Genomic DNA, 13,361 nt, shown 5'->3' on the forward strand with positions numbered 1-13,361 from the left:
CGCATCGTTATCCACCAGCAGAAGCGGCATCAGATGGGTTTTGTCGTCAAAGTAAGGCAGGGTACCATGGAGGCGTTGGTAGGTATGAAGCAGTTGGCAGATGTATTTAAGGTCCTCCACCGCGCGTTGTGGGTTGCCCGGTACCAACCCATGAGTTTCTACAAAGCTAACCGAGCTTGTTGTTGGGTTATGTTGACGCATGAAATACTGCTGCACCGCCGTGCCCACAAGCAACAAGAGTAGGACAGCCAGCAGCGCCACTCGAAGCTTCTTAGAGGCCAAAAGGTCTTTAAGTCTCTGTCTCATTTTCGTTTCTCCTAAATACAAGGGGTGATTGGCCTAGAAGCAAAATGGGTTTGCTTCTAGGCCAAAGGAGAACTCTCTTCGCTGCTGTGTTTTAATTTACTGTCGTGGTACAGGGACCTATGTATGTAACATTGGTATCGTAGTAGCAGCCCACATAGACCCAACTATCTCCGCAGTCCTGATAGCAAAAGTAGTCTGACCAATTTACAGAATAAAGATGAGGTGACGTCTGGCCACCACAGAGAATGCAGCAGTAGAGACCCCCACTATTGCCTGGAACTGTCAGCACAAGACATCCCGGCGCTATAGCGCAACTTCCTTGCTGGCTTGTGCACGTACAGTGATTGCTCGTACAGTAGGTAGGATGTGGGGGTAGTGTCTGTGCCCAAGCATAACCTACCACGACGAAAACCATGACGATGAGTGACCAAAGTAGAGATAGTTTCGTTCGCATTTTTATGCTCCTTTTAGTTTCTAAGCAGATAAGCGTGTAGATACAGATAGGTTTCCTCAACGTACTGTGGACGTTGATCGGTCGTCGTTATGGTGACGGTTCGAGTTACATCCCCCTCCCGCCCATATGTGTTTATCGAGACGTTAACGGGAAGGGATTGGAGGGGTAAGAGGCGTAAGGGGAGAGACTTTTCTTGCGGAAGAGCGTTGGTGCAGCCGCAATCCCCTGCTATCTGCTGAACTACCACAGGCCAAGGGTGAAGATTGGTGAGAACAAACTCGGCCCGCAGGGTTTTACCCGACCGCACTTTTCCGAAGTCACGATAGGTTTGGGCAGTGAAAAGCCCACCTTGGAAAATGGGCAGCTGGAGCACCAATAGCAGGCCCACCCCCGTTGCAAGCAGAGAGAGATTGAGGAAACTCTCCATTCCAGCCTTTTTCTTCGGGCGAATGGCCGTTGGTAAGTCGGAAGCCGATGTGTTCATTGCCGTCTCCCTCTATCTGTAGAGGTATCTGGATCACGCGGGGGGGGGTGATAACGGCCTCCCCTTCCTCCGTCTTTGCGTACTCGTCGCGCAGATATTTACAGAGCCGCTGCCAGCGCTTCTTTATCGCCTCCTCTGTGCTGCCAAGCTTCTCGGCTATCTCGACGCAAGTGTAGCCCTGCAATCGCATCTCCAGAAGCATCCGATCTTCCCGCGAAAGGGCGGGCGATACCATGCTCACAAACTGCCACCGTTCGCAGCAGAGAGGGCAGGCAGGCTCGCAAGCAAGCTCGGCAAGCCAAACAATGGGTCGGTCTTTTCGCCTCTGGTTGAGCCAAATGTGCCAGGCCGCTTTACGTACCCAGCAAATATAGGCCCCTTCACAAGGCAGAGGATGGCCAACTTGCAGCAGAGCAATCAGCGCTTCCTGGATGGCATCTTCTGCCGCCGGTTCGGGCACTCCGTGGGCAAGGAGATGGGCAAGCGCTCTCTGCCTTACCCGTTCCCATGGAACTTCTGTACCATACGGCGCTGGTGAACCCGGCTTCATACCTCCCTCCCTCACGAAAAACCACCCCACGGCTTGCCACATCAAGCCCCTTCCTCCTTCTCCCCATCGCTACTATAAAAGCACTTTAGCCTGGATAAAAAGGGACTCGATGCCCGCAAATTTTCACAGGGAGCAGCCCTCTAGGCGACTGGCAGCGGCCTCGCTAGCCCGCTTTCGCGAGATAGTCGCGCAGCTGTTCGTCGAGGTTGCCGCCCCGCTCGCCCTGCCTAACCAGAGCCACAAAGTCTCGGTCGAAGACATCCGGGAAGTTGGCCATGGCATGGGAGAGCGGATAGCCCTGCATGACGATGTCGTGCACCTTCAGCAGGGTGCTTTTCAGAATTCGGCTTCTCTGTTGCTGCGCCGTGGTGGTGAGGATTTGCGAGAGGGGGTATTGGCCGCTCTCCAGCAATGCTGTAAACGTCTGCACCATCTCACGAAATCGGGTGCCACTCACTCGGCTTCTCATAGAGTGCCTCCTTTGGGACGCACGTTTTGATGGGGCTACAACACACCGACAGCAACTGTTTTAGCAAGCATCCCACACTTAAATCTACCATAAGTTTTGGCGATTCATGCATAATTTTGCAACCTCCGGCGAAAAGTTCCCCCCGTCAGACCCTTTCCCTAACGGCTCGCAATGCCCACAGAAGCTGCTAGGGTATACCCAGCCCCAAAAGGACGATGGGCGATGCCGAGCAAAAGAGGCTGTTGTTTTAGAATGACTGCAGCGGTTACACCAGGGGAAAGATAGGTGGCCACCTGCCGCAAGGCAGGAGAGAGGCTATCAAAGGGAAGCACACCCTGCACCAACTGCTGTTTCTGTTCGGGCGTAAGGGCTGCCACAAATTGAGCGAGGACACGCTCACCCAAAACCACATCGGCGAGTTGGCAGAACGGATAGCGATTGAGCATGGTCTGCAAGCTGAAGTTCGCCAGAGGATGCACCGGATCGGTGTTGATATTGGCGCTGAGCCGCTCCTTGGTAAGCCAACGGAAACCGTTGGCGATCTGCCAGGGCGACAAATTAGCTAGAAGCTGACCTACCCTCCCAAGCCATTCTACCGTTGCTTTGGGGTCATTAGCATCTGGCGGCAGTAAGTCCTTCTGTTGTGCCAATAGCTGCTGTGCTAACACTTCTGGCACTTGCAGCTGATCATCTCGATACCAGCGGTTATTGCGGAAAAGGTAGATATCGCCTTCTTTTTTCCAGCTAAAGTCTAACCCCCACGCTATGTCGTTAATGGAATCGTCGATCGGTTGCTTGACAGGGGCTTGTGGATGGAACGGAATGCCACCCTTATCGTAGTAATCGGAAATGAACTCGATATCGGCTCGCTGACCGAGCCAATTCAGTACATCGGCCCGATTGAAGGGCAGAGGCCTAAGAGCAGTGGGATCGGAGGGTTTTGGATTCGGCCAGAAGCGGGATTCTTGATAGCGTGCTAGCTCCTTGAGGTCGGCTGGTGCAGCGCCGCCAAGCTGTTTTACCTCGTCAGGTAACCCTGCCTGACCCAACCAGAGCGAGTGATCGGTTGCCGGAGGTATCGAGACCTCCCTTTGAAAGATGCCGCTGCTCCCTGCCCCGTTAGGCCCAGGAATAACAATTGCTATTCCGGTAAGGTCGGCATGACATACAAGTACAGCGTTATCTGGGAGCGAAATGCCATTTTGCTCTTGATGAATGCGCACAATATTTTGGGCTGCTAAAGGAAGTGATGCAAGAGGAATAACCACAGAGTCGGGTTCCGATTCGGTACCGCCGAGTATTGTATTCATCAGAATACCACTGCTATGAAGCGTATAGAGGTCTACAATATTCTCGATTTGAAAAGTTTGGGCAATTCTCTGTTGGAGGTCGAGCGGGAGAGCATTAAGGAATTGTTGGGTCTCCTTCGGAGAGAAAAGGAATTTAAAGCCGGGTGGTGGCTGCGGGCCTGGATGGGGAGTCGTTGTTTGCATGGCAGTAAGAAATGCAGCCTGAATGGTCTGCTCGGCAGTGCGGCGAACATCGAGGAAAATGTCCCACCAACGTCGTTCAGCAGTCACCGCTTCGGCGTTCAGGATAAGCTGATAGCCAGAATGGTTCTCGAGAGGCTCCCAATGTGCCGGCAAAAGCACCGCTAACGCGTGCATAAGGCTACGTAAGGGGCAATGGTGAAGCCGCAGTTGCAGCTTTTGTTCAGCACAACTCTTATCTGCTACCAGCTGAAGGCCATTGCTGCTCATCTTTTGTAACAGCTGTGCAATGGGAATTCCCACACCTTCTACGTCTACTTTGCGATCGAGACGTATATCGTTTAGGGGTAGGCCATCCTTTATAGGGTTTTGGGCTGCGCCTTGCTGTGCCCTCGCAGCAATAGGCATGAGAAAGAAGAGAGCAAGAAAGCTCAGGTAGCTGGTTGGCCCGTACAAGCTTCTCCACATCGGTTTTATATGCTCCTTAAGTCAACCTATAATATAAGGAGTATTATAGCAGAAAAAAATTCATTATAGCCTACTGAATAAGGATGGAATGATTGGATCGGCCATCTGTTTACTATTGAGGTTTTAAGTTTTGATGATAACCTGGTTGCTGTCCACATCCCATTCTTGCGTTTCAGCTGCATCATAGTAGCCTTCATTATCCATCCATATTGTATAAGTATCGTTTGGAGTGAGTTGGTACATATTGTCGCTATACATGATAATATTACATTGTTGACCATCGGCAGGAACTTTATATGTATAGCAAGAACCTATGTAGAGGTCATACCAATAGGTCCTGATATACTTGAGGTGAGATTGTGGTGTTTGAAGAATATGATCCTTTAAGTCGGCTGTCTCGCTGGGGGAATAGTTTAGACCGCCTTTTAATTGCTGATCTGTTAGGATTGCATAGTCAGCATATGCATTTCTATGAGACAACAACATCAGAAAGCCACCAGCGAAAACAAGAAGCGTTCTCTTAGTAAACTCACTTATGTGGCAAACCATTTCGTATTCATTTTCCTATAGCACCTCAGCGAAAAATCTAGAAAAATTGGTTCTACTATATAAGCACTTAGGAGTTGGGAAAAGGGACAACAATAGAAATTTTTTTGAATTCGCACACATAATAGCCAAAGACTGAGGTTTCGGTGTGCGTGTGCCGATAGAGAATAGAGAGCGATGAATTTTAGGGAGGAACCCATGGAGGCACGCTATCCACGATTTCGATCTTTTTCGGGCTTGAGGCCATGAGCTTACCGGCCCCATCGGCCACAGCGCTCTGCTTTCCTCCCATCCTTTGGCACGCGCCCCTGCGCGACCCCACCGGCTATGCCGAGGAGGCACGCCACTTTCTGTTCGCTCTGCATGCGCACGGTGCTCCCGTCGCCGCACGAGAGATTCGCTGGAACGACCGGGTGGCCGGGCTGCTGCCCCACCAGGAGCGGCTGCTGCAACAACTCCTCCTAAAGCCACCGCATCCGCGTAGCGTCTATGTGCTGCATATCCTCGGCAGCCATCTCAGGCCGGCTCCGGACGCCCGTGCCAGCATCGGGCGCACCATGTTTGAGACCGACCGGCTGCCCCCTGGCTGGGCCGAAGCCTGCAACCGCATGGACGCCGTTTGGGTGCCCAGCGCCTTTAACCGAGAGACCTTCGCCTTCGCCGGCGTAAAGCCGGAAAAGTTGCGCGTGGTGCCCGGCCTTATTGACCTCGACCTCTATAACCCGCAAGGCCCCACGCTGCCCTTACCCAGCGACCGCGGGTTTCACTTCCTCGCCGTCTTCGATTGGAGTTTGCGCAAAGGATGGGACGTGTTGATCGCCGCCTTTGTGGAGGAGTTTCAACCGGACGAGGATGTGGCGCTGCTGCTGCGGGTTCACTCCTCCTTAGGCTACACGGTGCCTCAAATCTATGCCCAGATCGAGGCCTTCCTTGTTGAAGAGCTGGGGCGCGATCCGGCGCGCATTCCCGACATTGTGCTGTTGGATAGGTCGCTTTCCGCCTCCGAACTGCTGGCCCTCTATCGTGCTGCCGACTGTTATGTGCTGCCGACGCGGGGCGAGGGGTGGGGACGACCGTTCATGGAGGCGATGGCCATGGAGCGCCCTACCATCGCCACCGGATGGAGCGGAATGACGGCTTTTATGAACTCCGAAAATAGCCTCCTGATTGACTATACGCTTCAGGACGTCCCGGAAAAAGCCGCCGCCGAAATTCCGACCTTTCGAGGGCATCGCTGGGCCGAACCATCACGTACGCACCTACGCCAACTGATGCGGCGCGTTTTTGAGGATAGGCGGTTCGGCAAGGAGCTTGGCGCGAAAGCGCGCGCCCATTTGGAAGCCTATTTCTCGCCGGCAGCCGTTGTGGAGATTCTTCATCGCGAACTGCTTCCCTTTGTCGAAGGTTGAACGAAATGCGCATTCTTCTGGGGTTTAGCAACACGGTTCCCGAACTGATTCAAAAACGCCCCCTGCCTGGGCGTGAGAAGGCCGGAGATGAGATTCTATGCCTTCATAGAGAGGGCGGAGATATTTGCTACACGCCGGGGATGACGTGGCAACAGGTGCTTGACGCCTGCCCAAAAGGATGGCATCCAGACATCTACATCCATCGCTCCCCGGAATACCACCCTATTCCCGCCGGTTTGGAGCAGGCGGACTGCTTCACGGTAGGCGTCTTCGGCGACTGGAATTTGGGGGGATACGCCATCCGCTCCGTTGCCGAGGTGTTCGACTGGCTCGTTGCCGACCTCGGCGGTTGCCAAGTTTTGCGTGACATGGGCTTTTCTAACGTAGAGCATGCGTTGCTCTGGGGCTATAACCCTGAACAACATCGCCTTCTCCCCGGCTACGAAAACGATGCGCAGCGCGACATCGAGGTGCTGTTTATCGGCAGCTTTCATCCTTACATTCACCCCCGCCGCTTTCGGATGCTGGCGCGCGTGGCGCGGCTCTCCACGAGATATCGCATCCTGCTGGCATCGGGGGTCTATGGAGAGGCCTATACCCAACTTATGAACCGCGCCAAAATTGTGTTCAACCACAGTGTGCGCGGCGAGTGCAACATGCGTGCCTACGAGGCGGCGGCCTGTGGCGCCCTCCTTTTCAATGAGGCCGATAACCTTGAAATCGGCCTTGTGTTTCGCGATGGCGAGGAGTGCGTGCTTTACACGGAAGACAACTTAGAGGAGCGCCTCGCCTTCTACTTGGCACCGGAGAACACAGAAGAGAGGCTCCGCATCGCTGCAGCAGCCCACGCGCGTGTGCAACACCACACCGATTCCCACCATCTTGCTCAACTGCTAGGCAAACTCGAGTCAATCTACGAGCCATGGCGCCTCGCCAACCCAAAGCCACGCCCCTTTCGTCATAGACCTGCCTGGCAGAGGCAGCTTCGCCTTCTGATTCACTGGTTGCGCACACCGATGCCGGACGTGCTTCCATGCGTGCAACAGAGCCTCGCAAAAGAGGGGTCTCACCCTACCCATCTCTTCCTGAGAGGATTTGCTGCCGCCGAATTAGCCCTCCAAACCCCTAACTCCCAGGCAAACGTCGGGCATCTGCTGGAAGCGAAGCAGTTGCTCGGACGACAGCTTACGCAGAACCCACGCGACCTAGCGGCCCTCTACTGTTTAAGCAGGGTCGAACGCGCTTTGGGGCAAGAGGAGAGCGCTTGGCAGCACCTGCAGGTGTTGCATGCACGGCTGCAGGCCGGTGAACGCCCTATGGCCTGGCCGCTTTTTCCGCACCACTACGAGCCGCTCGATGTGCGGTTAGAGTGGTTATGGCTTAAGCATTCGCCCGAATCGCCGGAGGGTTTAGAGGTCACCCGACAAACGTTGCTCGGCCATACGGCAGCCCAGCTCTCTACCTACCATTTTGAGCGTGCAGAGTTTTCACTTGCCGCCCGCTATGCTCAAGAGGCCGTAGCCCATAGCCCCGAAAACGGATGGATGCATACTCTTTTGGCCCGAGCACAGCGCGCACTCGGCAACTGGCAGGAGGCTTTATCTGCCTACAACAAAGCGCTTGAGTGCCATCCCTTCCTCTTCGAGGCGGTGGAGGAGGCCGCCAAGCTGTTGATGGATGTAGGGCACAAGGAGGAGACGATCGCGCTCCTCAGCGAGAGGCATCCCCTATTTGAAGCCGCCTCCGGAACGGAAGTGCTCTGCGACAAGCTGCGCAGCCTTCTCCAGAAAACCCGGCAAATGCCGCCTCAATCCGCCCCTTCCGAACTCTTTTACTTTCTGGCCATCCCATCATGGTCTCAAGAGCCGGATTGGAAAAGCCTTGTGAACGCCTTCTGGCAGTTTGCACGGCACCATGAACGGGCGCGACTTCTCCTGTGGTTCAACCCCAACGGAAATTTCGATAAGGCGGTGGTAGCCGCACTGCGCTGCCATCTGCAACAGCTCGCACCGGAAGCCAGCTCGAAGGTCTTGCTGATCTCTCAGCCCCTTGCGCCGGAGGAGCGTTGGAAGCTGGTGCGCAGCGTAAAAGCGCTTCTCAGGGGAGGGCAAGAAGCCCCCTTTTGGGAAGAGTTGGCTCGCGCCGCGAATCTGCCGATATATAGTCTAGAGGACTTACGAGAGGCCGAAGTCGCCGCAAACATCCCTATGGAGAAAAGCTCATGCCCTTAAAAATCGCCTCGCAAGGCCAAAAGTCGCTGGTTTGGAACGGTTCGTTTTTCGTGCATCATAGCCTCGCGCACGTCAATCGAGAGCTGCTGCTGGCGCTTTTGGACGACCCCGATTTCACCGAGTCGTTTCACCCTTTTATTGACCACTACGAGCCGGCCACCTTTACGCCTGAAGAGGGTCGCGGTGCCAAGCTCCTTGAGCTACAGACCCGGCCATTGCCGCAGAGGCCGGCTCTCACGCTGCGCCATCGGTGGCCACCCGACTGGAGCCGCCCTCACCACGGAAAGTTCATCGTTATTCAACCTTGGGAGTACGGCGCTCTCCCGGCTGCCTGGGTTGCCTCCGCACAGCAGACCGATGAGATTTGGGCCTATTCCACCTATGTACGTGACTGCTATCTTCGGGCCGGTGTGCCCCCAGAAAAGGTTTTTGTGGTGCCTTGCGGTATCAATCCAAACCGTTTCCACCCCAATCGCCCGCCGTTCGATCTTACCTCCCACCCTCGCTTCTCTGCCATTAAGCCCGACACGTTTGTGTTTCTCTTCGTCGGAGGCACCATCCCGCGTAAAGGGGCCGACATTCTTTTAGAAGCATGGCAACGTGCTTTCACTCCAAAAGACAATGTGGCGCTTATTATCAAAGACTTTGGCGTCAAAAGCTTTTATCGGGGCCAAACGTTACAAAATCAGATAGAACAGCTCCAGGCCAGCCCTGCTTGCGCGCCCCTTTTCTACCTTGATGATGAACTAAGCGATGAACAGATCGCCGCGCTCTATGCCGGCTGCCACTGTTTGGTGCATCCCTATCGTGGAGAGGGTTATGCGTTGCCTGTGGCCGAAGCCATGGCTTGCGGCAAACCCGTGATCGTGACCGGCCACGGCGCTGCGCTTGACTTCGCCTCAAACGATAACGCCTACCTTATCCCGGCAACCATAGAGTATTTTCCGGAAGCACGCATCGGCGACATGCCAACGGCGGGGCTGCCGTTTTGGGCAAAGCCGGACCTAGAGGCGCTTGTGGAGCTTATGCGACGGGTGGCCTCAAATCGGGAAGAGGCCCAAGAGCGCGGGTTTCGCGCTGCCCAACATATGGCGCAACACCACACGTGGGCGCACGCGGCTCGCATCGCCTTGGCACGCTTAAAGGCGGTTTGCGAGGCAGAGAGCCGAACGGAGATGCTGCCCTTCGGCCTCGAGGCGCTGCCGTTGGATGCAGAACCCGAATTTCTACAACCCTTCGCCGATTGGGAATCGCGCCGGAAAAGCGTGCTTCAAAGGGCGCGGGAAGGGCATTGGGAAGGACTTCTCCCAGAGATCGAGGCCTGCCTACAAGAGCAACCGGAAGATGCCGATCTCTGCAATGCGCTTGCCCTATGCCACCACTACGCCGGAAACAGCGAAAGGGCCATTAGGGTGCTTGAACAGGCGGTGGCAAAGCATCCAAACTCGCGCGACTTGCACCACAACCTGGCCTATTTCCTGTTGATGCAGGGTCGAGGAGAGGAGGCCTTACCACACGCCCTGGCGGCCTTCCGCTTGACTCCGGGGGAACCGCAGGTGCGAAGAACGTTGGAACGCTGCGCGCGGGCGGTGCTGCAGGAGGCACGCAAACAGCTACGGGCGGTTCCCTCTTCCCGCCGTCAGGCGGTGAAGAGTTCAGAGGGGTACCGCCAACGGATGCGCGCCTACCAGGAGGCCCAGAAGGCGCTCGACGGCAAAGGGGAATCGGGAAGGCCTCGCCTTTCGCTCTGCATGATCGTGAAAAACGAGGCGCGATTTTTGGCGAACTGCCTGCAAAGCGTGAAGGACGTGGTGGATGAGATCATCGTGGTAGACACCGGTTCGAGCGACGAGACGCCCCAGATCGCCCGTTCCTTCGGTGCCAAGGTCATCGAGCACGTTTGGAAAGACGATTTTTCGGAGGCACGTAACGTCTCCCTACAGCATGCCACGGGAAATTGGGCGCTCTGGCTGGATGCGGACGAGGAGATCGCACCGAATGCAGGCACTCATTTTCGTAACGCCATTGAAAAGGCCCCTGCGGACGTGGGGGGCTACATGGTGAAAATACGCAACTGGCTCTCCTCGCCCCGGCGTAATGAGCAGGGCGAGGTGGTGGTGCATCATGGGGTGCGCCTGTTTCGGCTTGTGCCCGGAGTGCATTTCGAGGGGCGGGTGCACGAACAGAACATGCTATCGCTCACCAGGCTTGGCTACAAAACGGCCTCTTACGAAGGGCTTGTTTTGGATCACTACGGCTACGCGCACGAGATCATGCAAGAGCGCAACAAGCACGAACGATTCCTCCGCATGCTCGAACGCGAGGTTGCCGAGTGCCAAGATGCCACCTTAAGGCCATTTCAACTCTTCAACTTGGGCAACGCCTACTTTACCCAAAACGACATGGCCAATGCAGCCCGCTACTTCGAGCAGGCTGCCGCAGAGGCCGACCCAAAGCATGAATACACCTACATCCTTTTTTACGAATGGGCACTGGCGCTTCACGCACTCGGTCGTTTTCAGCAGGCATTAGAGGTTTGCCGACATGCAGAGAGCCTTAAGATCAAGCATTCGGGTCTCTCCTTTGCAAAGGGGCAGTGCCTTCTAGCACTAGAGCGCTATTCGGAGGCCGAGGTCGCATTTCGTGAAGCGCTTACACTGGGCACGCAGCGCGAACATCTCTACGCGGAGGCCGGCGATCAGGGGCTTGGCAGTTACAAAGCTTATTATGCCTTAGCACTCGCTCTTAAAGGGCAAGAGCGCTACGAGGAAGTCCTCGATTGCTGCGCGAAGGCTTTGGAGCTGCGGTCGGGCATGCATGAAGCACGCCATCTGATGGCGCAGGCGCTTCGGCAGCTGGGTAGAAAAGAAGAGGCACGCGAGGTACTGGAAACGTTGCTGGAGCATCTGCCCACCAACGAGATGTTGGTGCGAGAGTTGGCCGAGCTTCTGATGGAGCTAGAGGACTACGAGGAGGCCTATATCTATTGGCAACGAGCCGCTTTGCGCCAACCAGACGATGCGGGCGTTCTCGCCAAGTTCGCATCTTGCTGCGAACATCTGCAGAGATGGGAGGAGGCGTTAGAGCTGTACCTGCGCCTGAACGCACAAGGCTGCGAAACGCCGGAGGTTTATGTTAACTTGGGTCGCGTGCTTACCGCACTTGATCGGGTTGCGGAGGCTATTGACTGCTATGCCGAAGCGATTCGGGTAGGCCCCAACTACGGAAACGCCTACTTTAACGCTGGAGATCTGCTGTATAAGCTTGGTTGCTACGATCGCGCCGCCGATGTCTACGCGGCAGGCCTTCAGGTAGAGCCGAATCGGCGTTCCGGCTTTTTCGTACTGGGCAACTGCTATTTCCAGTTGCGCGCCTATGAGGCTGCCGTGCTCGCCTACCGTCAAGAGCTTACCCTTCACCCCGATCACGTCGAGGCCCGGCACAATTTAGCGCTTGCCGAAGCGATGCTAACCGAGCAGACGGCGGCCTAGCCCGGAACAAGATCAAAGAGGGCGACCTCAGCAGGGGCGTTAAAGCGGGCAGGAATGGCGATGGTGCCTAGGCCACAAGAGACGTACATACGTCCCGGCCATCGAGGTTTCTGGAACCAGCCACGCAGGTAGCGAGCGCGCTCATCCATAAAAAGCGGGGTTATGCCGGGCAGGTAGATCTGCCCTCCATGCGTATGGCCGGCCAAAGTAACACATGGGAAGCCACAGAGCACGTCGAAGAGCAGGGGGTTGTGGGTAAAGGCCAAGAGCGGTTCGCCTGGAGTGAGACGGCCGAAGGCGGCATCGGGATCGGGGGAACCCGTTTCACAGTCGTCTAGGCCCACGAGGCGAAGGCCACAGTCCAGTTTTAGGCTTCGGTTCGTCAGCATCTGAATGCCAACGGACTGTAGCCCCTCTTGCACGGCCGGTGCGCCATGCCATTGGTCGCAACGATAGTCGTGGTTGCCGAGCACGGCATACACCCCCTGAGGTGGATGGAGCCGTGAAAGCTGGCGAGCACAGGAGGCGATATAGTCGGAGTGTTTTGTAACAAAATCGCCGCTCAAAAGCACCACATCCGGCCTGAGCCTTTGGGTGCAGGTTACTACACGGGCGATGAAGCTTTCCGGCACACACCAGGAGCGATGCAGATCGCTAAGCTGCACCACTCGGCAGGGCGTGCGTAGCCCCCGCATCTCCAATCGGTGGCGCGTCACCACAAGGTGTTCGGTCTCCCACACCAACCCTCCAAAGCCGAGCAGCGCACCAGCAAGAAGGAGTTGGCGGCGCGCTAGCCGTGCGGGCCTATCGGTTTTGCCGAGATACAACAGACGACGGTTGGGCATATAAAACTCCTGCCATTTCTATACGCAAAAGCCCCTCACAATTGTCGGTCGTGCGCGAAAATGGCAGGAGTCGATTCGGCTTAGAGGAAGTTAGTTCGAGTTGCCGTTGTCCGAATCGGAGTTATCCGAACCACCCGAGTTGTTCATATTCTGATCGCTGTTTTGGCTGCTTTGTCGGTTGGCGATCTGATCGAGCAGTTGCTGCAGGCGATTGAGGGTATCCATCGCTTTCTGCAGATCGGCTTGGAACTGGCCGTTCGTGTCTTGAGCGCCGGCAGGTCTGCCGGAGAAGAGCGGCAGGGCGAGGGCAAGCCCGGCGGCAGCGACGGCGAAAAGACGTTTGGTTTTCATCTTCGTGTTTCTCCTTTTAGGCGGCCTCTGCAATATCTGTGAGACTACCGTTCATTCATTGTCAGATACCCCTGGCTAAAGCGCAGGGGCTTGTGCCTGGTTGGAAGCATTACCCTCCAACCGACGCAATAGGGCGTCTGAACTTTCGCCCCGTGCTTTGAGGTTTACCGCCGCATTGAAATCAGCATTCGCCTCAAAGCCACACTGTTGACAGTGGAACTGGCTCTGGCTTTTGCGGTTCTCTCTCGCGCAATGTCCGCATACAGA

General features: G+C 55.7%; 13 protein-coding genes. 3 read left to right on the forward strand and 10 right to left on the reverse strand.

Annotated features, from left to right (window positions below):
• From VKV29_RS04970 to VKV29_RS05000, 7 genes are all read right to left on the reverse strand, one after another.
• Nucleotides 1-306: hypothetical protein (locus VKV29_RS04970; RefSeq protein ID WP_324200196.1), on the reverse strand; the 306-nt coding region annotated here is incomplete at its 3' end.
• Between the two features lie 91 nt (nt 307-397).
• On the reverse strand, nt 398-760 hold the full coding sequence (locus VKV29_RS04975; RefSeq protein WP_324200197.1) for a hypothetical protein: 363 nt from the start codon (nt 758-760) through the stop codon (nt 398-400).
• 13 nt (nt 761-773) lie between these two features.
• Nucleotides 774-1,187, reverse strand: coding sequence for a DUF1573 domain-containing protein (locus VKV29_RS04980; protein ID WP_324200198.1), 414 nt, complete (start codon nt 1,185-1,187; stop codon nt 774-776).
• Entirely contained in the window at nt 1,078-1,839 is a 762-nt protein-coding gene (locus tag VKV29_RS04985) for a sigma-70 family RNA polymerase sigma factor (protein WP_324200199.1), read from the reverse strand. The genes VKV29_RS04980 and VKV29_RS04985 overlap by 110 nt, the downstream gene beginning before the upstream one ends.
• A gap of 118 nt (nt 1,840-1,957) precedes the next feature.
• Nucleotides 1,958-2,263 (reverse strand): type II secretion system F family protein, encoded by a 306-nt coding sequence (locus tag VKV29_RS04990; protein ID WP_324200200.1) that lies wholly within the window; start codon nt 2,261-2,263, stop codon nt 1,958-1,960.
• A gap of 158 nt (nt 2,264-2,421) precedes the next feature.
• Nucleotides 2,422-4,221 carry a hypothetical protein gene (locus VKV29_RS04995; RefSeq protein ID WP_324200201.1) on the reverse strand — a complete coding sequence of 600 codons (1,800 nt, stop codon included), beginning with the start codon at nt 4,219-4,221 and terminating at the stop codon, nt 2,422-2,424.
• A 123-nt stretch (nt 4,222-4,344) separates the two neighbouring features.
• A complete protein-coding gene (locus VKV29_RS05000) occupies nt 4,345-4,770 on the reverse strand; it encodes a hypothetical protein (RefSeq protein ID WP_324200202.1) in 426 nt (141 codons plus the stop codon).
• 242 nt (nt 4,771-5,012) lie between these two features.
• On the opposite strand from VKV29_RS05000, the gene VKV29_RS05005 reads away from it, so the two are divergent.
• Genes VKV29_RS05005 through VKV29_RS05015 form a run of 3 tightly spaced genes read left to right on the forward strand, consistent with a single transcriptional unit; the run spans nt 5,013 to nt 11,898 of the window.
• Nucleotides 5,013-6,176, forward strand: a complete 1,164-nt coding sequence (locus VKV29_RS05005; RefSeq protein WP_324200203.1) for a glycosyltransferase family 4 protein — start codon at nt 5,013-5,015, stop codon at nt 6,174-6,176.
• A 5-nt stretch (nt 6,177-6,181) separates the two neighbouring features.
• Nucleotides 6,182-8,407 carry a glycosyltransferase family protein gene (locus VKV29_RS05010; RefSeq protein ID WP_324200204.1) on the forward strand — a complete coding sequence of 742 codons (2,226 nt, stop codon included), beginning with the start codon at nt 6,182-6,184 and terminating at the stop codon, nt 8,405-8,407.
• Nucleotides 8,398-11,898, forward strand: a complete 3,501-nt coding sequence (locus VKV29_RS05015) for a tetratricopeptide repeat protein (RefSeq protein WP_324200205.1) — start codon at nt 8,398-8,400, stop codon at nt 11,896-11,898. Before VKV29_RS05010 ends, VKV29_RS05015 begins: the two co-directional genes overlap by 10 nt.
• Here the strand turns inward: VKV29_RS05015 and VKV29_RS05020 are convergent.
• From VKV29_RS05020 to VKV29_RS05030, 3 genes are all read right to left on the reverse strand, one after another.
• The gene (locus tag VKV29_RS05020; protein ID WP_324200206.1) at nt 11,895-12,743 is read right to left on the reverse strand and encodes a metallophosphoesterase; all 849 of its coding nucleotides are present in this window, start codon (nt 12,741-12,743) and stop codon (nt 11,895-11,897) included. The genes VKV29_RS05015 and VKV29_RS05020 overlap by 4 nt on opposite strands.
• A gap of 90 nt (nt 12,744-12,833) precedes the next feature.
• Nucleotides 12,834-13,094: a hypothetical protein gene (locus tag VKV29_RS05025; protein WP_324200207.1), complete on the reverse strand. Its 261-nt coding sequence runs from the start codon at nt 13,092-13,094 to the stop codon at nt 12,834-12,836.
• Nucleotides 13,095-13,169: 75 nt separating this feature from the next.
• A partial coding sequence (locus tag VKV29_RS05030) for a zinc ribbon domain-containing protein (protein ID WP_324200208.1) occupies nt 13,170-13,361 on the reverse strand: 192 nt, incomplete at its 5' end.

The organism is Chthonomonas sp. (genome assembly GCF_035294165.1).
Lineage (GTDB): Bacteria > Armatimonadota > Chthonomonadetes > Chthonomonadales > Chthonomonadaceae > Chthonomonas.

What these genes read in the sequence shown, in the direction of transcription:
- VKV29_RS04975 (WP_324200197.1), bottom strand. Translation starts at nt 760, where the DNA reads ATGCGAACGAAACTATCTCTACTTTGGTCACTCATCGTCATGGTTTTC.
- VKV29_RS04980 (WP_324200198.1), bottom strand. Translation starts at nt 1,187, where the DNA reads ATGGAGAGTTTCCTCAATCTCTCTCTGCTTGCAACGGGGGTGGGCCTG.
- VKV29_RS04990 (WP_324200200.1), bottom strand. Translation starts at nt 2,263, where the DNA reads ATGAGAAGCCGAGTGAGTGGCACCCGATTTCGTGAGATGGTGCAGACG.
- VKV29_RS04995 (WP_324200201.1), bottom strand. Translation starts at nt 4,221, where the DNA reads ATGTGGAGAAGCTTGTACGGGCCAACCAGCTACCTGAGCTTTCTTGCT.
- VKV29_RS05000 (WP_324200202.1), bottom strand. Translation starts at nt 4,770, where the DNA reads ATGGTTTGCCACATAAGTGAGTTTACTAAGAGAACGCTTCTTGTTTTC.
- VKV29_RS05005 (WP_324200203.1), top strand. Translation starts at nt 5,013, where the DNA reads ATGAGCTTACCGGCCCCATCGGCCACAGCGCTCTGCTTTCCTCCCATC.
- VKV29_RS05010 (WP_324200204.1), top strand. Translation starts at nt 6,182, where the DNA reads ATGCGCATTCTTCTGGGGTTTAGCAACACGGTTCCCGAACTGATTCAA.
- VKV29_RS05015 (WP_324200205.1), top strand. Translation starts at nt 8,398, where the DNA reads ATGCCCTTAAAAATCGCCTCGCAAGGCCAAAAGTCGCTGGTTTGGAAC.
- VKV29_RS05020 (WP_324200206.1), bottom strand. Translation starts at nt 12,743, where the DNA reads ATGCCCAACCGTCGTCTGTTGTATCTCGGCAAAACCGATAGGCCCGCA.
- VKV29_RS05025 (WP_324200207.1), bottom strand. Translation starts at nt 13,094, where the DNA reads ATGAAAACCAAACGTCTTTTCGCCGTCGCTGCCGCCGGGCTTGCCCTC.